Origin of the sequence: Sphingomonas sp. IC-56, assembly GCF_021043375.1 — a bacterium.
Lineage (GTDB): Bacteria > Pseudomonadota > Alphaproteobacteria > Sphingomonadales > Sphingomonadaceae > Sphingomonas.
The window spans coordinates 50,875-73,147 of record NZ_JAJNDV010000009.1 but is presented as its reverse complement, the minus strand read 5'-3'; the positions used below and the strand labels follow the sequence as shown (position 1 = coordinate 73,147).

Sequence of the window (22,273 nt, the reverse complement as noted above, 5' to 3'; positions counted from 1 at the left end):
CTTGGCCAATCTGCTGTCGGCCAAGCCGCGTCAGGCGGAGGTAGCCGATGAGCCCCGCCTCGCCATCATCGACATCGGCTCCAACTCGGTCCGCCTGGTCGTGTATCAGGGGCCGGTCCGTCTGCCCGCGATCCTGTTCAACGAGAAGGTCATGGCCGGGCTCGGCCGCTCGCTCAGCGAAACCGGCGCGATCGAACCCGCCAGTCTGAAGCTGGCCTGCTCGGCGTTGCAACGCTTCGCCAGGCTGGCGCGTGAGATGCAGGTGAACGAATTGCGCACCGTCGCCACCGCGGCGGTACGCGATGCGTCTAACGGCCACGAACTCATCGCCGCCGCCCGCCGCTACGGGCTCGAAGTCGAGCTGCTTGCCGGCGAAGAGGAGGCAATGGCTTCCGGCTTTGGCGTGCTGTCCGGCATCCCCGAAGCGGACGGCGTTGTCGGTGATCTCGGCGGCGGCAGCCTGGAGCTGGTCCGCGTCGTGGCGGGCACCGTCACCGACCGCGTTTCGTTCCCACTGGGCGTGCTCCGCCTCGGCGCCATCCGTGCCCAGGGCAAGGGCGTGCTCGACCGCACCGTCGCCCGGCTGATCGCCGAGACCGGCTGGACGGGCAGGGGGAAGGGGCTGCCATTCTACCTGGTCGGCGGCTCGTGGCGTTCGCTCGCCAAGCTCGACATGCACCTGACCGCCTACCCGCTGCCCGTGCTGCATCAATACACCCTGTCGCTCGATCGCATCGGCGAACTCACCCGGGCGCTCGCCGACTTGTCCAAGGCCGAGCTCAAGGCGGTTCCTGATCTCTCGAGCGCGCGCCTGCCTACGCTGGACAACGCCACCGTGCTCCTCGGCAGCGTCCTCAAGCATCTGGGCAGCAGCGGCACGGTGGTATCGGCCTATGGCCTGCGCGAAGGGCTGTTGTTCCAGCGCCTCTCGCGCGAGGAGCGCCAGCAGGACCCGCTGATCGTCGCCGCGCGCGACGAAGGGCGCCGGCTCGGCCGCTTCCCCGAACATGGCGACTTGCTCGATCGCTGGATCGCGCCCCTCTTCGCCGATGAGCCTGCCGACATTGCCCGGTTGCGTCATGCCGCCTGCCTGCTCGCCGATGTCGGCTGGCGCGCCAACCCCGAATTCCGCGACGAACGCGGCATGGAAATCGGGCTGCACGGCAATTGGGTCGGCGTGGATGCCAGGGGCCGCGCACTGATCGCGCAGGCGCTCTACGCATCGCTCGGCGGCAAGATGAACAGCCCCGAGCCGCTTGGCCGGCTTTCCGGGCCAGAGGCCCTGCGCCGCGCCAAGCTATGGGGCCTCGCCATGCGGCTGGGCCAGCGGCTGAGCGGCGGAGTCGCGGCGCCGTTGCAGCGCTCGCGTCTCACGCTTTCGGACGGAACACTCGCGCTGTGCCTGCCGCCCGAGGATGAGGCGCTCTACGGCGACACCGTCGCCCGCCGGCACAAGGCGCTCGCCGCTGCCTTCGGCTGCCAGCCGGTGCTGGAAGTCTAGACCCCTTCGATGTCGAATTCCCCTCCCTGTAAGGGAGGGGCCAGGGGTGGGTTAGGAATTCCGAGCAGCGCATAAGCCCCTCCCTTGGGAGGAGGGGAGAACCGAGCGCCAATGTCGATACAGCCTTAGCCGCGGCTCAGCTGCAGCTGAGCCGCTCGACCTTGCCTTGCGCGTCGACGTACAGGTTCAGCCGGTCCTGGCGATAATCCATCGTCACCGCCATGCCCGGCTCGATCCAGCGCAGAGTCCGCGCGCCGGAAAGCCGCAGCGCCTCGGCCGCGACTGCTTCGCTACGGGTCTTACCCACCAGCGTCGCAAGCCGCTCGCTGCCGCACGTGCCCACGGGCACGGCAGGGGGCGCTATTTCGGTCACCTGGGGATGCTCCTGTGCCGGGGCCCGGGGCCGCGCCTGCGGCGTGCAGGCGGCACAGGCCAGTGCGGCGATGGGCAGCAGCGAACGGATCATGCGGCGGGCTCCTCGGTACGGGTCATCTTGAGCTTTCCGCCCTTGACCGTGAACCCAAGCTGACCCTCGACCAGCGCCAGCGCGTCGCGCCCGAACTGCTCGTAACGCCACCCCTCCAGGATCGGCAGGTCCACGCGCACGCCTGAAGCCAGCGCTTCCAGATCTTCCGACCGTGCCAGCAGCCGCGCCGCCACGTTGATCTCCTTGGCGCGGATCTTAAGCAGCAGCTTGAGCAGGTCAGCAACCAGCGCCCCGTCCTTGCCCAGCGCCGGCTTGCGCTCGTCGCGCGACGGCATTTCGGCCGCCGACATCGGCCTCGATCCTTCGATCGCCGCCATCAGCCGCCCGCCGATATCGTTGTTCGCCCATGCGGCCGACAGCCCGCGCACGCGCGTCAGGTCGGCCTGCTTGCGCGGCGGATTGCTCGCCAGGTCGGCCAGCGTCTCGTCCTTGACGATGCGGCCGCGCGGCAGGTTCTTGCCCTGCGCTTCCAGTTCGCGCCACCGCGCCAACGCCTTCAGCCGTCCCAGCACTTCGGGCTTGCGGCTGGAAATGCGCACCCGCTCCCAGGCGGCGTCGGGATCGTTGCGGTAATTCTCCGGGTCGCCCAGCCGCTCCATTTCCTGGTTCAGCCACACGCCGCGCCCGCTCTTGCGCAGCTTTTCCAGCATCTTGGGAAAGATCTTGGAAAGGTGCGTAACGTCGCCGATCGCATATTCGATCTGCCGCGCGTCCAGCGGCCGGCGCGCCCAGTCGGTGAAGCGCGCGCCCTTGTCGACGACGATGCCCAGATAGGTATCGACCAGATTGGAGTAGCCGATCTGCTCGCCCTGGCCGAGCGCCATCGCCGCCACCTGCGTGTCGAACAGGGGGAAGGGGGTCTTGCCGGTTAGGTTATAAACGATCTCGAGATCCTGTCCGCCGGCATGGAAGACTTTCAGAACCTCGTCATTCTCGGTCATCAGATCGAGCAACGGCTTCAGGTCGAGCCCAGGCGCCATCGGATCGATCGCCGCGGCTTCTTCCGTGTTCGCCACCTGGATCAGGCAAAGCTCGGGCCAATAGCTGTTCTCGCGCATGAACTCGGTGTCGACCGTGATGAAGTCGGACTTCGCAAGGCGAGAGCAAAGAGCGGCGAGGGTGGCGGTGTCCTCGATCAGACCATGTATGTGCATCAGCATCGCCATATACGGGTCTTCGGGTTGACAAAAGTGGGGTGTGACAGGAATGCGCGGCCACGCTTACCATGCCTGCGCCGCCGCGAAGGCGACGATCATCGAGAGAATGACCATGCACCCGTATCGCACCCATACCTGCGCTCAGCTGCGCGCCGATCATGTCGGACAGGAAGTCCGCGTCTCCGGCTGGGTGCATCGCAAGCGTGACCATGGCGATCTCGTCTTCATCGACCTGCGCGACCATTATGGCATCACCCAGATCGTCACGGACGTCAGCGGCCCCGCCTTTGCCGCCATCGAGTCGCTGCGCAGCGAATCGGTGGTGACGGTCACCGGCACGGTGATCGCTCGCGACGCCAGCGTGGTGAACCCCAACCTGCCGACCGGCGAGATCGAGGTCCGCGCCGCACAGGTCACCGTGCAGTCCCAGGCACAGGAACTGCCGCTCCCGGTGTTCGGCGACGCCGCATATCCCGAGGATATCCGCCTGCGCTACCGCTTCCTCGATCTGCGCCGCGACAAGGTGCACAAGAACATTCTGCTGCGCTCCAACGTCATCTCGTCGCTGCGCCGCCGCATGATCGATCAGGGCTTCACCGAATTCCAGACCCCGATCCTGACCGCGTCCAGCCCTGAAGGCGCCCGCGACTATCTCGTCCCCAGCCGCGTCCACCCGGGCAAGTTCTACGCGCTTCCCCAGGCGCCGCAGATGTTCAAGCAGCTGCTGATGGTCGCCGGCTTCGACCGTTATTTCCAGATCGCCCCTTGCTTCCGCGATGAGGACGCCCGCGCCGACCGCAGCCCAGGTGAATTCTACCAGCTCGATTTCGAAATGAGCTACGTCACGCAAGACGATGTTTTTGCAGCGATCGAACCCGTTCTTCATGGCGTGTTTGAAGAATTCGCCGATTGGGAAGGCAAGGGCCGCAGCGTCTCGGCGCTCCCCTTCAAGCGCATCCCGTACCGCGAATCGATGCTGAAGTACGGCAATGATAAGCCCGACCTGCGCAACCCGCTGGTCATCACCGACGTGTCCGACTTCTTCAAGGGCTCGGGCTTCGGCCGCTTCGCCTCGATCGTCGAGGGCGGCGACGTCGTCCGCGCGATCCCGGCCCCCGGCACCCATGAGAAGAGCCGCAAGTTCTTCGACGACATGAACAGCTGGGCACAAAGCGAAGGCTTCCCGGGCCTCGGCTACGCCACCCAGAAGGACGGCGTGTTCGGCGGCCCCATCGCCAACAACCACGGCCAGGACGGCATGAAGGCGATCGCCGAAGCCATGGGCCTCGGTCCGAACGACGGCATCTTCTTCGCCGCGGGCAAGGAAGCCCAGGCCGCCAAGCTCGCCGGTTTGGCGCGCACTCGCGCTGCCGAGCAGCTCGACCTCATCGACAAGAAGCGCTTCGAATTCTGCTGGATCGTGGATTTCCCGATGTTCGAGTATGACGAGGACGCCAAGAAGGTCGACTTCAGCCACAATCCCTTCTCCATGCCCCAGGGCGAGCTGGAGGCGCTGGAGACCAAGGACCCGCTCGACATCCTCGCCTATCAGTACGACATCGTCTGCAACGGCATCGAGCTCAGCTCGGGCGCGATCCGGAACCACCGTCCGGAAATCATGTACAAGGCGTTCGAGATCGCCGGCTACAGCCAGGCCGACGTTGACGCGAACTTCGCCGGCATGATCAACGCCTTCAAGTTCGGCGCACCCCCGCACGGCGGCTCGGCACCGGGCGTCGACCGCATCGTCATGCTGCTCGCCGACGAACCCAACATCCGCGAAGTCATCACCTTCCCGATGACCCAAAAGGCCGAGGATCTGATGATGGGCGCACCGTCGTTCGTCAGCGAGAAGCAGCTGAAGGAACTCAGCATCCGCCTCTCGCCGCAGGTTGCGGCCGACCTCGCCAAGAAGGGCACCGACGGCATCGTAGATCCGGCAGCCGGCTGATCGCGCATGGCGCTCCGGCCCTCGCCGGGGCGCCTCCGCGCGCCTATATGGTCCAGTAACGAAGCCGCGCAGGAGAGAGCATGTTGGACCAGGCAAACCCCCGCGCCCGCACCCAGGCGGAAGCGACCATCGGCCTGGCCGATCTGTTCACCATCGGCATCGGCCCATCCAGCTCCCACACGGTCGGCCCGATGCGCGCCGCCGCCGCCTTTGCCGAGGCCGCGCTCGATCGCGGCGCCCCGACTAGCGTCTCCTGCGAGCTGTTCGGCTCGCTTGCCCTCACTGGCCGCGGCCACGCCACCGACACCGCCGTCTTGCTCGGCCTCGCCGGCCACCGCCCCGAAATGGTCGACCCGGACGCGGCGGCGACCATCGTCGCCACCATCCGCGCCGAACAGCAGCTCGTCCTCGGCGGCCATGTCGCAGTACCCTTCGTGGAAGGCCAGCATCTCGTCTTCCGCGAAGACCGCTTCCTCCCCGCGCACCCCAACGGCATGCGCTTCGTCGCGCATTACGCCGACGCAGAACCCTATGAGAGCTTTGTCTACTCGATCGGCGGCGGCGCCATCGTGGAGGGTGGCTGCGAACCGCCCCAGACCAACGTCAAGCTCCCCTTCGCCTTCACCTCAGGCGCCGAACTGCTCGCAGTGGGCGAAGCGCAGGGCGTCTCCATCGCCGACATCGTCCGCGCCAACGAAGCCGCCTGGCGCGACGATGCCGAGACCGACGCCTTCATCGACAGCCTGCGCGCCGCCATGTCCGCCTGCATCGACCGCGGCTGCCGCGGCGAGGGCGAGCTTCCCGGCGGGCTCAAGGTAAAGCGCCGCGCCCGCGACCTCCACCAGCGCCTGATCGCCCGCGGCCCGCGCAGCGACCCCTCGCTCGTGTTCGACTGGGTCAGCCTCTGGGCGCTTGCTGTCAACGAAGAGAATGCCGCAGGCGGCCGCGTCGTCACCGCGCCGACCAACGGCGCCGCCGGCGTCATCCCGGCAGTGCTGCGCTATTACGAGACCTTCTGCGCCGCGCCCACGCCGGCAGGCGCGCGCACCTTCCTGCTGACCGCCGCCGCGATCGGCTTCCTCTACAAGAAGCGTGCCTCGATCTCGGCAGCAGAGATGGGCTGCCAGGGCGAGGTAGGCGTCGCCTGCTCGATGGCTGCCGCCGGCCTCGCCGCCGCGCTCGGCGCCACCAATGCCCAGATCGAGAATGCCGCCGAGATCGGCATGGAGCATAATCTCGGCCTCACCTGCGATCCGATCGGCGGTCTGGTCCAGATCCCCTGCATCGAGCGCAACACGATGGGCGCGATCAAGGCGATCAACGCCGCCTATCTCGCGCTCCACGGCGATGGCAGCCACATCGTCAGCCTGGATGCCGTGATTGAGACGATGCGCCAGACCGGCGAAGACATGCGCTCCAAGTACAAGGAAACCGCTCAAGGCGGCCTCGCGGTCAACGTCGTCGCCTGCTGATGCAGCGTTTCGCCGCGCCCGCACGTTGGGCCGGGCATGACCATCGATCTCAGCGATTATGAAGCCGGCAAACCCTATGACGGCCACTACAAGAAAAAGCTCAAAAAGCTCCAGGACCGGCTGAGCCGCATCCACTACGCCCATATCGTCCACAAACGCCGCGCGATCATCCTGTTCGAAGGATGGGACGCAGCAGGGAAGGGCGGCATCATCCAGCGCCTCACCGCCAAGTGGGACCCGCGCTATTTCGAAGTGTGGCCGATCGCCGCGCCCACGCCCGAGGAAAAGGCGCGCCACTTCCTCTGGCGCTTCTGGCGTCGGCTCCCATCCGACCACAACATCGCGATCTTCGACCGCAGCTGGTACGGCCGCGTGCTGGTCGAGCGGGTCGAGGGCTATGCCAGCGAGGAAGAGTGGCGCGCAAGCTATGGCGAGATCAACGCCTTTGAAGCCCAGCAGGTCGCCGACGGCACCACGCTGATCAAGATCTTCGTCCACGCCACGCAGGATACCCAGGATGCGCGGCTAAAGGACCGTATCGAGCATCCCTGGAAACGCTGGAAGACCGGGCTGGACGACTTCCGCAACCGCGCCCGCCGCGCCGACTATCTCGACGCCATGCACGACATGTTCCGTGAAACGAACACCGAAGCCGCACCCTGGATCGTCATCGACGGCAACGACAAGAAGGCTGCCCGCATCGCCGCGCTCAAGGCCATTGCCGATGCGCTGGAACAACAGGTGCCGATGACACCCCCGCTGCTCGATCCCGAAGTCGCCCGCGTCGCCGAGCAAGCCCTGGGCCCCCTCGATCTCGCCACTGCATGCTCGGATAAACAGAACGACCGCGTCTAAGTGGCGGTCGCTCACAGTCTCAATTCTCCAACCAACCCGCGGTGATCTCGCCCCTATGCCCCTCCGGCGCCAGCGCGGCGCGGAGCGCTTCCAGCAGCGGTGCCAGCGCCTGGGTGAAGGCATAGGGCGGATTGACGATGAAAAGGCCCGCGCCGTTATAGATGCCGGGCTGGTCGGCATCATACAACCAATGCTCCACGACCATGAATTTCGGGATGCCGAGCGCACGCAACTTGTTCTTCCACTGCAGATGCGTCGTGCGGTCTTTCAGCGGATACCAGATCACCGTCACGCCATGCGCCCATTTGCGGTGCGCCGCGGCGAGCGTGGCGGTGATGCGGGCGCGTTCGTCGGTCTGCTCGTACGGCGGATCGACCACCACGACGCCGCGCGCCGTTCGGGTCGGCACCATCGCCAGCCAAAGCTCATAGGCATCGCGCTCGTGCACGGCGGCAGACGTACCGCGCATCGCCCCGCGCAGGGCACGGGCGTCCTCTGGATGCTTTTCATTGAGGATCAGCAGGTCCTGCGGGCGCAGGAGCTGCGCCAGGAACTGCGGCGAGCCGGGATAGAGGTGCGGCTCTGCCCCGACATTCACCGCCCGTACGGCGGCGCGATAGTCGTCCAGCAAGGGGTTCGCATCGGCAAAGGCCCGCAGCACGCCTTGCGCGGCTTCGCCGGTGCGCTGGGCCTGCTCGCCGCCAAGGTCATAGAGCCCGCAGCCGGCATGGGTGTCGACCAGGGTCAACGCGCCCGGCTTTTGCTGCAAGGCCCGGACGAGCGCGATCAGCAGGCTGTGCTTCACGACATCGGCGCTGTTGCCGGCATGGAAGGAATGGCGATAATTCATTGAATTCCAGAACCCTGCCGATGTACCTTGATACGCAATTACAAGAGAAAGCGGATCGCGAGACGACCGAAGCAACTCATCCCGAGCGCGTACGCGGGGCGGAAGGCGTCGAAGCCCCTCTGCGCGAAGCCTCAAATCAGCTTTTACGGCCGGCGGCAACCGGCACCTTGGACGTGCCGCTGGTCCTTTCGCCCGAGCCAGACACCTCCTCGAACTGGCCCGGCGCGATCCCGGCGACACACCAGTCGCCGATCGACCAGCGGACCAGCCTCAGGGTGGGCAACCCGACCGTCGCCGTCATGCGGCGCACCTGCCGGTTGCGCCCTTCGCGGATCGTGATTTTCAGCCAGCTGTCGGGGATGTGCTTGCGCTGGCGTATCGGCGGATCGCGCATCCACAGGTCCGGCGCGTCGATACGAGCAACATCGGCCGGCAGGGTCATGCCATCCTTGAGCATGACGCCCTGCCGCAAGCGCGCCAGTTCCGGTTTCTGCGGATCGCCCTCGACCTGCACAAGATAGGTCTTGGGCATCTTGAAGCGCGGATCGGCAATCCGCGCCTGCAGCCGCCCATCATCGCAGAGCAGCAACAGGCCCTCGCTGTCCCGATCGAGTCTTCCGGCCGGATAGACGCCCTTCACCGCGATGAAGTCCGACAAGGTCGAGCGAACCGTCGGCGATCCACGATCCGTGAATTGCGACAAGACCCCAAAGGGTTTGTTGAACAGGAGCAGCCGGGCCATCCCGCGCGCATAGCGTCCGGCTGCGGCTATGTCTCCCGACGCATGCCGCCGCCGGGCCCGCGCCCACCAGACCTGTTGGCCGGCTTTCCTGTCTTCTCGGCGAAGATCGGCCACTCAGCTATCGGCCCAAAACACTCCCGTCATCCCGGCCTTGAGCCGGGATCCCGCTTCTACTTCTTTCCGGAGAACGCAGCGGGACCCTGGGCGCAAAGCGGGCGGGAGGGAAGGCGCTAGGCCGGGTTGAAACGGCCATCCTCGCCCAGCACGTGCAGCACCCCGTCGGCGATTGCGAAATAGGCGCCGTGGATGGTCAGCTTGCCGGCCGCCTCGCGCTCCGCAACCCAGGGGAAGGTGCGCAGATTGGCGATCGACACGCGCACTGTCTCCAGCTCCAGCGCCCGCACTGCTTCAGGTCCCTCGCCATGCTCCGCCACGATCCGGTCGCGCGCCTCGTCCAGCATGTCGACCCAGTGCGCGATGAACCCACCGGCACCGGGCTCGGCATCGGCGAAGCGCTTGGTCAGCGCGGCATGCACGCCGCCGCACGCGCCATGCCCCATCACCACGATCTCGGGCACTTCCAGCTGCGTCACGGCGAACTCGAGCGCGGCCGACACACCGTGGCGCCCGCCGCCGGTTTCGAATGGCGGCACCAGGTTGGCGACGTTGCGCACCACGAAGATCTCGCCGGGCAGCGTGTCGAAGATCTGCGCCGGATCGACTCGGCTGTCGGAACAGGCGATCACCATCACCTTGGGGTCCTGCCCCTGCGATAATTCGGCCCAACGCTCGCGCTGGCGCCGATAATCGCTGGTGCGGAAGCGCTGATAGCCGTCGAGCAGGTCGGTGTAATAGGTCATGGTGCCTCCATAATGGCTCGCCAAACGCTTGCGAACCCACTTCGGTGCACTGCAATCAAGGATGCACAGCGCTTGGTTGTGCCCGGGCGGGCGGATCGCTATTTGCGCCTCCATGAACGAGATGTCGCCGCTTCCCCGTCCCGAGCGTGTCCGCAAGCCGGACTGGATCCGCGTCAAGGCGCCGACCTCCGCCGGCTTCGCCCAGACCCGCGCGCTGATGCGCTCGAAGAGTTTGACGACGGTCTGCGAAGAGGCGGCGTGCCCCAATATCGGGGAATGCTGGTCGAAAAAGCACGCCACCGTGATGATCCTGGGCGACACCTGCACCCGCGCCTGCGCCTTCTGCAACGTCAAGACCGGCATGCCGCGCGCCGTCGATCCGATGGAGCCCAACAACGTGGCGGATGCCGCCGCGCAGATGGGCCTGGAGCACATCGTCATCACCTCGGTCGACCGCGACGATCTGCCGGACGGCGGCGCCAAGCAGTTCGTCAAGGTGATCGAGGCGATCCGCAAATCCAATCCCGTAACCACCATCGAGATCCTGACGCCGGACTTCCGCAACAAGCATGAGCAGGCGGTCGAGATGATCGTCGCCGCGCGGCCCGACGTGTACAACCACAATCTCGAAACCGTCCCGCGCCTCTACCCCACGATCCGCCCGGGTGCGCGCTATTACGCCTCGATCCGCCTGCTGGAGACGGTGAAGAAGCTCGATCCGTCGATCTTCACCAAGTCGGGTATCATGCTCGGTCTCGGCGAAGAGCGGCTGGAAGTGCACCAGGTCATGGACGACATGCGCAGCGCCGACATCGATTTCCTGACCATGGGCCAGTATCTTCAGCCCACGCCCAAGCATGCCAAGGTGATCGACTTCGTGACGCCGCAGGCATTCAATTCCTATGGCGCGATCGCCCGGGCAAAGGGCTTCCTGCTGGTCGCGTCGAGCCCGCTGACGCGTTCGAGCTACCATGCCGGCGACGATTTCGCGAAGATGCGCGCCGCGCGAGAGGCCAAGCTCGCACGTGCCTAAGCATTCCGAAACCCGCTCGCTGCCTTACACGCCGCAGCAGATGTTCGATCTGGTCGCGGATGTCGGCCGCTATGGCGAGTTCCTGCCCTGGGTGTCGGCGGTACGCGTGCGCTCCAACAGCGACACGCAGATGGTCGCCGACCTGATCGTCGGGTTCAAGGGGCTGCGCGAAAGCTTCACGTCCAAGGTCGAGAAGCAGCGTCCGGACCACATCCGCGTCGACTATCTCGAAGGGCCGCTAAAGTACCTGAACAACGACTGGAAATTTCGGTCGGACGGGCAGGGCGGGTGCCATGTCGATTTCTGCGTCGACTTTGCTTTCAAGAGCCGCGTGTTCGAAATGCTCGCCGGCCAGGTGTTCGACCGTGCCCTGCGGAAAATGATCAACGCGTTCGAGGAACGCGCCGCGCGCCTCTATGGCGACGCGTCGGCGCCTGGCGCTCCCGGCATCAGCAGTTCCAGCGCACACAGCGCCGCCTGAAGGCGGATGCCGCCACGCCCGCTATTCTCGAAATGGCGGGCGTCGGCGACGATATGCTGCGGGTCGGCGCCGCGTTCGGCCTGCGCGAACACCACGGTACCCACTGGCTTCTTTTCCGATCCGCCATCAGGGCCGGCGATCCCGGTGATCGCCACCGCGACATCCGCGTTGGAGCGCTTGAGCGCACCCTGCGCCATGCTCCAGGCGACCGCGATGGAGACGGCGCCAAAGGTTTCCAGCACGTCGGTGCTGACCTTCAGCGCCTCGGTCTTGGCTTCGTTGGAATAGGTTACGAAGCCGACTTCGAATACGTCGGAAGATCCGGGCAGTTCGGTCAGCGCGGCCGACACCAACCCGCCGGTGCAGCTTTCCGCCACCGCAATCTTGCGGCCCAGCGCGCGGTTGGCCTCCAGCACCTTGCGGGCGGATTCGACGAGTTCGGCGGGAAGAATCGTGTCCATCAGGCGCTCGCCTCTGCCACCTTACGCGGCGGGAGGCGAGTCATGGTGGTTACCGCCAGCTGACCGGCACGCGCACGGTCGCGATCGCCTGCGCGGCCATGCCTTCGCCGCGGCCGGTGAAGCCCAGCCGCTCAGTGGTGGTGGCCTTGACGCTGACGCAGGCGATGGGGAGCGCAAGGATCTCGGCAATGCTGGCGCGGATCGCGTCGCGATGCGGCCCGATTTTCGGCGCCTCGCACATCACCGTCACGTCGACGAAGTCGAGCACGCCGCCCTGCTCGGTAAGCAGGCTCAGCGCGTGGCGCAGGAACTGGGCCGAGGCGGCACCGCGCCACTTCGGATCGCTGGGCGGAAAATGCATGCCGATATCGCCCGCGGCGATCGTGCCGAGCAGCGCGTCGGTGATCGCATGAAGCGCCACATCGGCGTCGCTATGCCCCGAAAGGCCCTTGTCATGCGGGATCAGGATGCCGCCAAGCCACAATTCCTGACCCGTTTCGAAGCGATGGACGTCGAACCCTTGCGCGCTGCGGACCTGCATCGCGCCGCCCAGCCGCTGCTCCGCTGCCGCGAAGTCATTGGCAACCGTGATCTTTTCCAGCATCGGATCTCCTTGAACCAGACGAACCTCGCCGCCCATGGCCCGAACCATCTGTGCGTCGTCCGTCGCCTCACGGTCGGCCGGCCACGCCTTGTGCGCCGCTAATAACGTAGTGAAAGCAAAGGCCTGCGGCGTCTGCACCCGCGCCAGCGTTTCCCGAGGCACCACCTCCCCAGCCAGTGTTTTCCGCGTGGACAAGATAGTGTCCACCACCCCCAAAACCGGCAGCGCAGCCACATCGCTTTCCAGCGCAACCAGCAACCGATCCACGACCGAATGCGGCAGCAAAGGCCGCGCAGCATCATGCACCAGAACCCGCGAAACTCCGTCATTCTCCAGATATTTCAATCCCCGAAGAACCGACTCCCGCCGCGTAGCGCCACCCACAACGAACTCGACATCGCCCAATGCCGAGCCAAGCAAGTCCTGCTGCCCCGCACCGATCACCACCACGACCCGGTCGATCTGCGGATGGGAAGCAAGCGCATCATAGCTATGCGCAAGAACCGCCCTGCCACCCAGCAACGCGAACTGCTTGGGCAACGCAGCCCTGGTGCGAGTGCCTTGCCCAGCGGCGACGATCAGCGCGACGGTATGTGGATGCCCCATGGCGCCGCCGCCTAGCCCGGGACGCGGCGCTTGCCAATCGCGCCTTGTCCGCGTAGCGGCCAGTGCTTAGTTTTCAGGCAGATGATGCGCGAACTTGCCCCCATCCAGATCGGTCCCGTGCGGATCGAAGCGCCCGTGCTGCTGGCGCCGATGACCGGCGTGACGGACTTGCCGTTCCGCCGCGCGGTGCGCCGCTATGGCTCCGGCTTGAACGTCACCGAGATGATCGCCAGCCAGGCGGCGATCCGCGAGACCCGGCAGTCGATTCAGAAGGCGGCATGGGACCCGATCGAGGAACCCGTGTCGATGCAGCTGGTCGGCTGCACGCCCTATGAGATGGGCGAAGCCGCCAGGCTGAACGAGGATCGCGGCGCGGCGATCATCGACATCAACATGGGCTGCCCGGTGCGCAAGGTGACCAACGGCGAGGCCGGCTCGGCATTGATGCGCGACCTGAAGCTCGCCGGCGCGCTGATCGAGGCGTGCGTGAAGGCAGTGAAGGTTCCGGTCACAGTCAAAATGCGGATGGGCTGGGACCATGACAGCCTCAACGCGCCCGAGCTTGCCCGCATCGCGCAAGATCTGGGTGCGCAGCTGATCACCATCCACGGGCGCACGCGCAACCAGATGTACAAGGGCTCGGCCGACTGGGCTTTCATCCGCAAAGTCAAGGAGGCGGTGACGCTTCCGGTGATCGCCAACGGCGACATCCTCACGCTTGAGGATGCCCGCGAGGCGCTCCGCCAATCGGGCGCCGACGGGGTGATGATCGGCCGAGGAGCCTATGGCAAGCCATGGGTCCTGCGCCAAGTCATGGACGGTCTTACAGGCAAGGGCGAACGGGCAGAGCCCAGCCTGGAAGAGCAGTACCGCGTCATCGTTGAGCATTATGTCGACACGCTCGCGCACTATGGCGACGAAGTCGGCGTGAACATGATGCGCAAGCATATCGGCTGGTACACTAAAGGCATCCACGGCTCGGCGGAGTTCCGGAACAAGGTGAATCAGGTGTCCGATCCCAAGCGCGTGCTGGAGATGTTGGACGAGTTCTACGCGCCATGGCGCGCCCTCGCAGCAGCTTGAGCCACGCGCCTGCGCCTCCCGCTGTTGCGGAACCAAGCTATGCCGACCTGTTCGCGGCGCTCCCCGTCGCGGTACTGGTGCTGGATGCCGAAGGGCGGATTGCGCATGCCAATGCCGCCTGCGAGTTGCTGCTGAACCAAAGCGAAACCGCCATGGTAGGGCAGCCTTACGCCGCCGTGCTGCTGCCTCCTGACGATTATAGCGAACGCAAGGATGGCCACGGCTTCGCTGTCTTCGACGTTGAAGTAGAAACGAACCGCGGCGTGCGCGTACGCGTCGATTGGCTGGAAGCGCCGCTAAGCGAGCATGGCGGCTGGCGGATCGTGACGCTGCACCATGCGGCCCAGTCGCGACGCATGACGCAGGGGGCGGATCGAGCGGCCGGCGCGCGGGCGGCGATCGGGGCCGCGGCCATGCTGGGGCACGAGATCAAGAACCCGTTGTCTGGCATCCGCGGAGCGGCGCAGTTGCTCCAATCCGGGGAGGAGGATGCGGGGCTCACCGCGCTGATCACGACCGAGGTGGACCGCATCGCCGCGCTGATCGACCGCATGCAGGATTTCACCGACACGCGTCCCCTGGCGCTGGCGCCAACCAACATCTATCCCTTGCTGGATCATGCCCGGCGAGTGGCGACCGCGGGCTTCGCCCGTGACATATTAATTGAAGAACGCTTCGACCCGTCGCTCCCTTCCGCGATGGTCGATCCTGATGCGCTGCTTCAGGTGTTGCTGAACCTGATGAAGAACGCCTCCGAAGCGCTTGCGGGCGTGGACGAACCGCGCATCATCCTTGCTACCGCCTATCGCCACGGCATGTCGGTGAGCAATGGCGCAGGACGTCCGCGCCAGCCGCTTCCCATCGAGTTGCTGGTGATGGACAATGGCCCCGGCGCCCCGGAGGATATCATCGATCATCTGTTTGAGCCGTTCGTGACGAGCAAGCCGGAAGGCAAAGGGCTGGGGCTCCCCCTGGTCGACAAGCTGGCCCGGGACATGGGGGGTATCGTGCAATATTCCAGCGAGCGGGAACCCGCGATGACGGTGTTCCGCCTGCTGCTGCCGCGGGCAGCATGATGGCGACGGTTCTGGTCGTCGATGATGACGCCGCCGTCCGGACGGTTGTAGCGGCCGCGCTGAAACGGGACGGCCACCGCGTCGTGTTGGCGCAGAGCCTGGCCGAACTGCACGACCGGCTGAACGCCGAGACGCCCGATGTGCTCGTCACCGACGTCGTGCTGCCGGACGGCAACGGGCTGGAAGCGCTTGGCGCGGTGCTCGCCGGACGCCCTGAATTGCCCGTCATCGTCCTGTCGGCGCAGAATACCCTGGCAACCGCTGTTCGCGCCACTGAAGTCGGCGCCTTTGATTATCTGCCCAAACCATTTGATTTGAACGTGTTGAGCCAGACTGTTCGCGCGGCGTTGGCGAAGCGGCGGAGTGGCACTGAAGAGTTCGCGTCGAGCGAGGCCGCCGCAGGTCCGCTGATCGGACGCTCTCCGGCAATGCAGGATGTGTATCGTATCATCGCGCGCGTGGTGTCGAACGACCTGACTGTGTTGATCAGCGGCGAATCGGGCACGGGCAAGGAGCTGGTGGCCAAGGCGATCCATGATCTAGGCCCCCGCCGGCGCGCGCCCTTGATCGCGTTGAACATGGCCGCGATCCCGCGTGACTTGATCGAAGCAGAGCTGTTCGGCCACGAACGTGGTGCATTTACCGGCGCCCAGGCGCGGGTCGCGGGCAAGTTCGAACAGGCATCGGGCGGAACGCTGTTCCTCGACGAGATCGGTGACATGCCCATGGACGCGCAGACCCGCCTGCTGCGCGTCCTGCAAACCGGGGAGTTCACCACCGTGGGGGGCTCGAGGACGATCCGCGTCGACGTGCGCATCGTCGCAGCCACCAACAAGGAACTGCCGCAACTCGTTCAATCGGGCCAATTCCGCGAAGATCTCTTCTACAGGTTGAACGTCGTCCCGATCGCCTTGCCCGCGTTGCGGGAGAGGCGAGAGGACGTTCCTCTGCTGGCCCGCCATTTTCTCGATCAGGCCGTACAGGATGGTCTGCCCCGCAAGCATTTGGAGCAGGACGCTGTCGCCATCCTGGAGCGGCACGACTGGCCCGGCAATGTGCGCGAGCTTGAGAACATCATGCGCCGCGTGGCCGCGCTCGCCCGGGATGACCGGATCGATGGGCAGGCCATTCGTGATGCACTGGGGCTGGTTCGCCTGCCGGTTGCGGCTGGAACCGACGCCGGCATCGACACGGCGATCCGCGCTTGGCTGGACCGGCTTGCGGTAGAGAACCCGGACGCGCTCGACGATGGGACCCTCTATGATCGCGTCATTGGCGAAGTGGAGCGTCCGTTGATCGAGGCGATGCTGGTGCGTCATGGTGGAAACCAGCTTCGCGCGGCGAGGGCGCTTGGCATCAATCGCAACACGTTGCGCAAGCGCATGGACACGCTGCACATCGGGTTGGGCGGCGATTCTCCGCCAGACGCCAATTGAGTATCGTTAAACTGAAATAATGTGTTTTCTGAGCAACGGTTGCGTTGTATTCAGAACACGATGGATTTGGCTCCCGAGCAGACCGCCCATACCGAACCGCGTCAGCGGCGCTTTGGCGTTACGCCAGCCATCGAACTCCTGGTGCTCGCAGTTGCACTGATCATCGCAGGCGCGACCTACCTGATCGTTGCCAAACAGGGAACGCCGCAGCGGCTGCTTACCCCTCCGCTCGTGGCGTCGTTGCTGGTTGCGAACCTCATTACGTGCGGCTCATTAATCGTGCTGATCGGCCGGCGGGTCGCACTGAAGCGAGCCGCGCGGCTGCCAGGAGGCGGGCGCGCTCAGCTTCACTTGCGGCTGGTGGCGATCTTCTCGGTTCTGGCGGCGGTACCCACGGTTCTGTTGGCGGTGGTCGCCTCGATCCTGTTCCAATCGGGAGCCGAGTTCTGGTTCTCGGGACGCGCGCAAGGCCTGCTCGAAAACTCCCGCGGCCTCGCCGAGGAATCCTATGCGCAGCTGCTTCAGTACGTCGACAATGAGAACATCGCCCTGGCGCGGGACGTCAATCGTGCGCTGAATTCCGGCTATGTGATCGACACGCCCGAGTTCAAGGCGAGCTTCTCGTGGACGGTGTTCCAGCGCAGCCTCTCGAGCAGCTTGCTCTTTTCCCTGTCGAGCAAGGGGGAGATCCAGACCCAGGCGCTGGTCAACAATTCCGACCGTAATCTGATGCTCGACGTCAGTCCTGCGGACATAAAGAAGATCAACGACGGCAAGCTGAGCGTCGTCGGCACCAACCCGAAATTCACCTATTCGCTGACCCGGGTCCCCGACACCGAGCTCTATCTCTATTCCTATCGTGAGCCTTACGCGAACGAGATGGCGATCCGGCTCGGCCGGGTGAAGTCGGTGTTCACTGACTATAACGCCTTGCTGTCGCGATCCCGGTCCATCCAGCTACAGTTCAACCTCGTCCTGTTCGTCATTTCGCTGATCATCATCGCGCTGGTGGTGTTCTTTGCGCTCACTGCGGCAGACCGTCTGGTGCGCCCGATCAACGAACTGGTCGATGCGGCGCGGCGAGTCGCGGAAGGGCATCTGGACGCGCGCGTCGCCGTTGCGAAGAATGCCGACGAAATCGCCACGCTCGGCAGCGCGTTCAACGGCATGACCGAGCGCTTGCAGGCGCAGACCCAGGCGCTGGTCTCGGCAACGGCGCAGGCCGAAAGCCGGCGTGTCCTGATCGAAGCCGTGATCTCGGGCGTGTCCGCGGGTGTCGTCGCGATCGACGCCAGCCGGGGCGTGCGGCTGATGAACGCGTCGGCCCGCTCGCTCCTGGGACTTGGCCGAGAGGATCTGGTCGGCCGGCAGCTGCGCGACATAGTTCCCGAACTGGACTCGCTGCTCGACGGTGAGGAGCGCGAGGCAGTGGTGGAGATCACCACCGGCGGGGACGCACGCACGCTGGCGGTCAAGGTGACCTCTGACGAGCAGGGACGCGTGCTGACCTTCGACGACATCACCCAGCAGCTGGTCGACCAGCGGCGGGCTGCCTGGTCGGACGTGGCGCGGCGGATTGCCCATGAAATCAAGAACCCGCTCACGCCGATCCAGCTCGCAGCCGAGCGGCTTCAGCGGCGCTATGGCAAACAGATCGACGCGTCCGACACGACCTTCGCCAAACTGACCGAGACGATTGTCCGGCAGGTGGGCGATCTCCGGCGCATGGTGGACGAATTCTCGTCCTTCGCCCGCATGCCCAAGCCCGTATTCCGCCGCGAGTCGCTGCTCGACATCGTGCGCCAGTCGATGTTCCTCCAGGAGGTTGCGCACCCCTCGATCCGCTTCGTGCTCGAGGAGCCGGAGGACTCACCCAGCATCGTCTGTGACCGCCGCCAGATCGGACAGGCGCTGACAAACATCGTGAAGAACGCGGTGGAAGCGATCGACACGCGGATGGAGAAGGGCATGACGGACCCCGGCGAGGTCGTGCTCACGCTGCATCCCGAACGCGGCGCAAAGGTGCTGGTCACCATCGCCGACAACGGCATCGGCCTGCCGCCGGACCGTGACCGCATCATCGAGCCCTACATGACCACCCGCAGCCGGGGCACCGGCCTCGGGCTCGCGATCGTCACCAAGATCGTCGAGGAGCATTTCGGCACCATAGCCTTTGCCGATCGGGCGGGCGGAGGAACCGTAGTGACCTTGTGCTTCGACATCGACGCGCTCGACCGCATGGCCGCCAACGCCGACCCAGAAGCCGATGCTACTCAGCCGCGCCAGGCAGCACTCACGTCCAGTGGAAACCGCAGATCATGAGCCTTGATATTCTCGTCGTCGACGATGAACGTGACATCCGCGAGTTGGTGGCGGGCGTGCTGGAAGACGAAGGCTATGCCACGCGCGGTGCGGCCGACAGCGATGCGGCCCTGGAAGCGATCGCTGAACGCCGGCCGAGCCTCGTTCTGCTCGACGTATGGCTTCAGGGCTCCCGCCTGGACGGCCTGGAACTCCTTGACGAGATCAAGCGCCGTGACGCCTCCATCCCGGTGCTGGTGATCTCGGGTCATGGCAACATCGACACGGCGGTCGCCGCGATCCGCCGGGGCGCGTCCGACTTCATCGAAAAGCCCTTTGAGGCCGAACGGCTGCTCCTTCTCGTCGAGCGCGCAACCGAGACCGAGCGGCTTCGCCAGGAAGTCGCTTCACTGCGTGCTTCGGTGGGACGCGACAATGACCTGACCGGAACGTCGGCGGCCATCAACTCGGTTCGGGCGACGCTCAAGCGCGTGGCGTCCACAGGCAGCCGCGTGCTGATCACCGGCGGACCCGGGGTCGGCAAGGAAGTCGCAGCGCGCCTGCTCCACGCATGGAGCCAGCGCACCAACGCGCCGTTCGTCATCGTAAGCGCAGCGCGCATGACGCCGGAACGCGGCGAGGAAGACCTGTTCGGCGTCGAGGAGGGCGGGGACCTGATCCGCACCGGCCTGCTCGAACAGGCGCATGGCGGCACCTTGTTCCTCGACGAAATCGCCGACATGCCGCTGGCCACGCAGGCGCGCATCCTTCGTGTTCTGACCGACCAAAGCTTCAGCCGCATCGGCGGCACGCGCACGGTCAAGGTGGACGTACGAGTGGTATCGGCGACCTCGCGCGATCTTCAGGCCGAAATCAGCGCCGGCCGCTTCCGCGAGGACCTCTACTACAGGCTCAACGTCGTGCCGGTGCTGATCCCATCGCTGACCGAGCGTCGGGAGGACATTCCCGTGCTCGTCGAGCATTTCGTTGCGCATTATGCCAATGGTCGCCGCGTCCCGACGCCGGAAATCGCGCCCGATGCGATGGTCGCGCTGCAAAGCTATGAATGGCCGGGCAATGTCCGCCAGCTGCGCAACATCGTCGAACGCACCGTGATCCTGGCGCCGGGAGACCGCATCGGCCGCATCGACCTTGACCTTTTGCCGCCCGAGGTGCTCGGCGCGTCGACCGATGCGGGCAGCGCCATGGGGGCGAGTGCCATGATGGGCGCGCCGCTGAAGGAAGCCCGCGAAAGTTTCGAGCGCGAATATCTGCGGGTCCAGATCCGCCGCTTTTCCGGCAACATCTCGCGAACCGCCAGCTTCATCGGCATGGAGCGCTCGGCCCTCCACCGGAAGCTCAAGTTGCTCGGGATCACCGATACCCGCGACGATTAGCGCGTGGACGAAGCCTCGCGAAGAAACTACGGTGCCACAACGCGCCAGGGTGGTGCGGACTCTGACGCCGGGAAACGGCGCTAAGCGGACAGATCCCGCCAATAATATAAGGATTCAAAGCTGATGGCCGAGAAGCAAACCTCGCTCCAGGATCTTTTCCTCAACTCGCTTCGCCGCTCCAAGACGCCAGTGACCATGTTTCTGGTGAAGGGCGTGAAGCTCCAGGGCATCGTGACCTGGTTCGACAATTTCTCCGTGCTGCTGCGCCGCGATGGCCAGTCGCAGCTGATCTACAAGCACGCGATCTCCACGATCATGCCGGCCGGGCCGATGGACCTGACCTCGCTGCTCGAAGCGGCTGGTGAGTATCAGCACAAGAACCCCGTGCTCCAGGAAATCTTCCTCAACGCCGTCCGGCGGCAGCAGGAAAATGTTACCATGTTCCTGGTCAACGGCGTGATGCTGCAGGGACAGATTGCCGCATTCGACCTGTTCTGCATGCTGCTCCAGCGCGAGGGCATGGCGCAGCTCGTCTACAAGCATGCCGTCTCGACGATCCAGCCGGCGCACCCGCTCAACCTCGCCGAGGAAACGAACGGCTCCGACGACGATTGATACCTTTCATGAGCACCGGTTTTGATCGCGACCCCGATGAATTCGCCCGGGGTGCACAGGCAATTGTGGTTTATCCCGACATGGGTGGCAGTTCTCGGGACGCGGAGGGGCGTCTTGAGGAGACTGCCGGCCTCGCCGCTGCGATCGGGGTCCAGGTCCAGGAAAAGGTCGCAATCAAGCTGCGGCAGCCCAAGCCCGGCACCTTGATCGGGTCCGGTCAGGTCGAAGCGCTGGCCGAGACGGTCCGCGACAAGGATCTGCAACTCGCGGTCTTCGACGCTGCCCTGACGCCGGTGCAGCAACGCAACCTCGAAACCGCGATGGGCTGCAAGGTCATCGACCGAACCGGCCTGATCCTCGAAATCTTTGGCGAGCGTGCGCGTACCGCCGAAGGGCGCCTGCAGGTCGAACTCGCGCACTTGGACTATCAGGCCGGCCGGCTCGTCCGGAGCTGGACGCACCTTGAGCGGCAGCGCGGCGGCTTCGGCTTCCTCGGGGGCCCCGGTGAAACCCAAATCGAGGCCGACCGGCGGCTCATCCGCGACCGCATGGCGCGTCTGCGTCGCGAACTCGATCAGGTAAGCCGCACGCGCACGCTGCACCGCGACCGGCGGCAGCGCGCGCCCTGGCCGGTGATCGCACTGGTGGGCTATACCAATGCCGGCAAGTCGACGCTGTTCAACCGCCTGACCGGGGCAGGGGTGATGGCAGAAAATCTCCTGTTCGCCACCTTGGACCCGACGCTGCGGCAGATCGCCTTGCCTGGGATCGACAAGGCAATCTTGTCGGACACGGTGGGCTTCGTGTCGGAACTGCCGACGCAACTCGTTGCCGCCTTCAAGGCGACGCTGGAGGAAGTGGTTTCGGCCGACCTGCTGATCCATGTCCGCGATATCGCGCATCCCGATACCGAGCCGCAGCGCGTAGACGTCGAGAAGGTGTTGGACGAGCTGGGCGTTGCCGAGGCGACGCCGCGGTTCGAAGCCTGGAACAAGCTCGACCTGGTGGACGAGGAAGAGCGCGCGCGCTTGCTGGAAGCCGCGGCAAAGCGTGAGAACGTCATGCCGATCTCAGCCGTCACCGGAGAAGGCGTGGACGCGCTGATCCAGACGATTGCCGGCAGGTTGACCGAAGGGCATCGCCGCTACACCATCCCGCTCGACCCGGCCGATGGGGCAGGGGCGGCCTGGCTGCATCAGCATGGCGATGTGTGCGATCACTGGGTAGAGGGCGACCAGGTCGTCTACGAAGTTCGGATGGCGCCAAGCGATTTCGAGCGGTTCGGCACGCGCCACGCCTGATCCA

Annotated in this window: 20 protein-coding genes; 13 read left to right on the top strand and 7 right to left on the bottom strand. The window is 65.4% G+C overall.

Annotation, left to right across the window (positions count from 1 at the left end):
- Nucleotide 1 precedes the first annotated feature (1 nt).
- Complete coding sequence (locus tag LQ953_RS12775) at nt 2-1,501, top strand: Ppx/GppA family phosphatase (RefSeq protein ID WP_231031286.1); 1,500 nt, start codon at nt 2-4, stop codon at nt 1,499-1,501.
- Between the two features lie 136 nt (nt 1,502-1,637).
- Here the strand turns inward: LQ953_RS12775 and LQ953_RS12770 are convergent, their stop codons facing one another.
- Nucleotides 1,638-1,967 (bottom strand): I78 family peptidase inhibitor, encoded by a 330-nt coding sequence (locus tag LQ953_RS12770; RefSeq protein ID WP_231031285.1) that lies wholly within the window; start codon nt 1,965-1,967, stop codon nt 1,638-1,640.
- Complete coding sequence (rnd, locus tag LQ953_RS12765; protein ID WP_231031370.1) at nt 1,964-3,142, bottom strand: ribonuclease D; 1,179 nt, start codon at nt 3,140-3,142, stop codon at nt 1,964-1,966. The genes LQ953_RS12770 and rnd overlap by 4 nt, the downstream gene beginning before the upstream one ends.
- Nucleotides 3,143-3,257: 115 nt before the next feature.
- Between rnd and aspS the strand changes: the two genes are divergently transcribed.
- The 3 genes from aspS to LQ953_RS12750 all read left to right on the top strand — a co-directional run bounded on the left by aspS (nt 3,258) and on the right by LQ953_RS12750 (nt 7,423).
- A complete protein-coding gene (aspS, locus tag LQ953_RS12760) occupies nt 3,258-5,096 on the top strand; it encodes an aspartate--tRNA ligase (protein WP_231031369.1) in 1,839 nt (612 codons plus the stop codon).
- 80 nt (nt 5,097-5,176) lie between these two features.
- Entirely contained in the window at nt 5,177-6,568 is a 1,392-nt protein-coding gene (locus tag LQ953_RS12755; RefSeq protein ID WP_231031284.1) for an L-serine ammonia-lyase, read from the top strand.
- Between the two features lie 36 nt (nt 6,569-6,604).
- Nucleotides 6,605-7,423 (top strand): polyphosphate kinase 2 family protein, encoded by an 819-nt coding sequence (locus LQ953_RS12750; protein ID WP_231031283.1) that lies wholly within the window; start codon nt 6,605-6,607, stop codon nt 7,421-7,423.
- Nucleotides 7,424-7,442: 19 nt separating this feature from the next.
- Here LQ953_RS12750 and LQ953_RS12745 read toward each other — a convergent pair whose 3' ends face one another.
- The 3 genes from LQ953_RS12745 to LQ953_RS12735 all read right to left on the bottom strand — a co-directional run bounded on the left by LQ953_RS12745 (nt 7,443) and on the right by LQ953_RS12735 (nt 9,875).
- Complete coding sequence (locus LQ953_RS12745) at nt 7,443-8,273, bottom strand: 23S rRNA (adenine(2030)-N(6))-methyltransferase RlmJ (RefSeq protein WP_231031282.1); 831 nt, start codon at nt 8,271-8,273, stop codon at nt 7,443-7,445.
- A 136-nt stretch (nt 8,274-8,409) separates the two neighbouring features.
- Nucleotides 8,410-9,015 carry a pseudouridine synthase gene (locus LQ953_RS12740; protein WP_231031368.1) on the bottom strand — a complete coding sequence of 202 codons (606 nt, stop codon included), beginning with the start codon at nt 9,013-9,015 and terminating at the stop codon, nt 8,410-8,412.
- A gap of 230 nt (nt 9,016-9,245) precedes the next feature.
- Entirely contained in the window at nt 9,246-9,875 is a 630-nt protein-coding gene (locus LQ953_RS12735; protein ID WP_231031281.1) for a carbonic anhydrase, read from the bottom strand.
- 112 nt (nt 9,876-9,987) lie between these two features.
- Here LQ953_RS12735 and lipA point away from each other — a divergent pair, with 112 nt between their 5' ends.
- Together lipA and LQ953_RS12725 are read left to right on the top strand one after the other, a co-directional pair.
- Entirely contained in the window at nt 9,988-10,908 is a 921-nt protein-coding gene (lipA, locus tag LQ953_RS12730) for a lipoyl synthase (protein WP_184083757.1), read from the top strand.
- Nucleotides 10,901-11,389: a type II toxin-antitoxin system RatA family toxin gene (locus LQ953_RS12725; protein ID WP_231031280.1), complete on the top strand. Its 489-nt coding sequence runs from the start codon at nt 10,901-10,903 to the stop codon at nt 11,387-11,389. The genes lipA and LQ953_RS12725 overlap by 8 nt, the downstream gene beginning before the upstream one ends.
- Here the strand turns inward: LQ953_RS12725 and LQ953_RS12720 are convergent.
- Nucleotides 11,323-11,850, bottom strand: a complete 528-nt coding sequence (locus tag LQ953_RS12720) for a CinA family protein (RefSeq protein WP_231031279.1) — start codon at nt 11,848-11,850, stop codon at nt 11,323-11,325. The genes LQ953_RS12725 and LQ953_RS12720 overlap by 67 nt on opposite strands.
- A gap of 49 nt (nt 11,851-11,899) precedes the next feature.
- Nucleotides 11,900-13,060 carry a bifunctional 2-C-methyl-D-erythritol 4-phosphate cytidylyltransferase/2-C-methyl-D-erythritol 2,4-cyclodiphosphate synthase gene (locus LQ953_RS12715; RefSeq protein ID WP_231031278.1) on the bottom strand — a complete coding sequence of 387 codons (1,161 nt, stop codon included), beginning with the start codon at nt 13,058-13,060 and terminating at the stop codon, nt 11,900-11,902.
- Between the two features lie 84 nt (nt 13,061-13,144).
- Here LQ953_RS12715 and dusB point away from each other — a divergent pair, with 84 nt between their 5' ends.
- The 7 genes from dusB to hflX all read left to right on the top strand — a co-directional run bounded on the left by dusB (nt 13,145) and on the right by hflX (nt 22,269).
- Nucleotides 13,145-14,143: a tRNA dihydrouridine synthase DusB gene (gene dusB / locus LQ953_RS12710; protein WP_231031277.1), complete on the top strand. Its 999-nt coding sequence runs from the start codon at nt 13,145-13,147 to the stop codon at nt 14,141-14,143.
- On the top strand, nt 14,119-15,219 hold the full coding sequence (locus tag LQ953_RS12705; protein ID WP_231031276.1) for a two-component system sensor histidine kinase NtrB: 1,101 nt from the start codon (nt 14,119-14,121) through the stop codon (nt 15,217-15,219). Before dusB ends, LQ953_RS12705 begins: the two co-directional genes overlap by 25 nt.
- Nucleotides 15,219-16,655, top strand: a complete 1,437-nt coding sequence (gene ntrC, locus LQ953_RS12700) for a nitrogen regulation protein NR(I) (protein ID WP_443026578.1) — start codon at nt 15,219-15,221, stop codon at nt 16,653-16,655. The genes LQ953_RS12705 and ntrC overlap by 1 nt, the downstream gene beginning before the upstream one ends.
- A gap of 60 nt (nt 16,656-16,715) precedes the next feature.
- The gene (locus LQ953_RS12695; protein ID WP_231031274.1) at nt 16,716-18,977 is read left to right on the top strand and encodes a sensor histidine kinase NtrY-like; all 2,262 of its coding nucleotides are present in this window, start codon (nt 16,716-16,718) and stop codon (nt 18,975-18,977) included.
- Nucleotides 18,974-20,353 (top strand): nitrogen assimilation response regulator NtrX, encoded by a 1,380-nt coding sequence (gene ntrX / locus LQ953_RS12690; protein ID WP_231031273.1) that lies wholly within the window; start codon nt 18,974-18,976, stop codon nt 20,351-20,353. Before LQ953_RS12695 ends, ntrX begins: the two co-directional genes overlap by 4 nt.
- Nucleotides 20,354-20,476: 123 nt before the next feature.
- Complete coding sequence (gene hfq / locus LQ953_RS12685) at nt 20,477-20,968, top strand: RNA chaperone Hfq (protein WP_231031272.1); 492 nt, start codon at nt 20,477-20,479, stop codon at nt 20,966-20,968.
- Between the two features lie 8 nt (nt 20,969-20,976).
- Nucleotides 20,977-22,269, top strand: coding sequence for a GTPase HflX (gene hflX, locus LQ953_RS12680; RefSeq protein ID WP_231031271.1), 1,293 nt, complete (start codon nt 20,977-20,979; stop codon nt 22,267-22,269).
- The last annotated feature ends 4 nt before the right edge of the window (nt 22,270-22,273 follow it).

Bases quoted from the DNA above. Each gene is read 5' to 3' on its own strand.
- LQ953_RS12755 (WP_231031284.1), top strand. From the start codon at position 5,177: ATGTTGGACCAGGCAAACCCCCGCGCCCGCACCCAGGCGGAAGCGACC.
- aspS (WP_231031369.1), top strand. From the start codon at position 3,258: ATGCACCCGTATCGCACCCATACCTGCGCTCAGCTGCGCGCCGATCAT.
- ntrC (WP_443026578.1), top strand. From the start codon at position 15,219: ATGGCGACGGTTCTGGTCGTCGATGATGACGCCGCCGTCCGGACGGTT.
- LQ953_RS12735 (WP_231031281.1), bottom strand. From the start codon at position 9,875: ATGACCTATTACACCGACCTGCTCGACGGCTATCAGCGCTTCCGCACC.
- LQ953_RS12715 (WP_231031278.1), bottom strand. From the start codon at position 13,060: ATGGGGCATCCACATACCGTCGCGCTGATCGTCGCCGCTGGGCAAGGC.
- LQ953_RS12745 (WP_231031282.1), bottom strand. From the start codon at position 8,273: ATGAATTATCGCCATTCCTTCCATGCCGGCAACAGCGCCGATGTCGTG.
- hfq (WP_231031272.1), top strand. From the start codon at position 20,477: ATGGCCGAGAAGCAAACCTCGCTCCAGGATCTTTTCCTCAACTCGCTT.
- dusB (WP_231031277.1), top strand. From the start codon at position 13,145: ATGCGCGAACTTGCCCCCATCCAGATCGGTCCCGTGCGGATCGAAGCG.
- ntrX (WP_231031273.1), top strand. From the start codon at position 18,974: ATGAGCCTTGATATTCTCGTCGTCGACGATGAACGTGACATCCGCGAG.
- LQ953_RS12695 (WP_231031274.1), top strand. From the start codon at position 16,716: ATGGATTTGGCTCCCGAGCAGACCGCCCATACCGAACCGCGTCAGCGG.
- rnd (WP_231031370.1), bottom strand. From the start codon at position 3,142: ATGCACATACATGGTCTGATCGAGGACACCGCCACCCTCGCCGCTCTT.
- hflX (WP_231031271.1), top strand. From the start codon at position 20,977: ATGAGCACCGGTTTTGATCGCGACCCCGATGAATTCGCCCGGGGTGCA.
- lipA (WP_184083757.1), top strand. From the start codon at position 9,988: ATGAACGAGATGTCGCCGCTTCCCCGTCCCGAGCGTGTCCGCAAGCCG.
- LQ953_RS12770 (WP_231031285.1), bottom strand. From the start codon at position 1,967: ATGATCCGTTCGCTGCTGCCCATCGCCGCACTGGCCTGTGCCGCCTGC.
- LQ953_RS12750 (WP_231031283.1), top strand. From the start codon at position 6,605: ATGACCATCGATCTCAGCGATTATGAAGCCGGCAAACCCTATGACGGC.
- LQ953_RS12705 (WP_231031276.1), top strand. From the start codon at position 14,119: ATGGCGCGCCCTCGCAGCAGCTTGAGCCACGCGCCTGCGCCTCCCGCT.
- LQ953_RS12740 (WP_231031368.1), bottom strand. From the start codon at position 9,015: ATGGCCCGGCTGCTCCTGTTCAACAAACCCTTTGGGGTCTTGTCGCAA.
- LQ953_RS12720 (WP_231031279.1), bottom strand. From the start codon at position 11,850: ATGGACACGATTCTTCCCGCCGAACTCGTCGAATCCGCCCGCAAGGTG.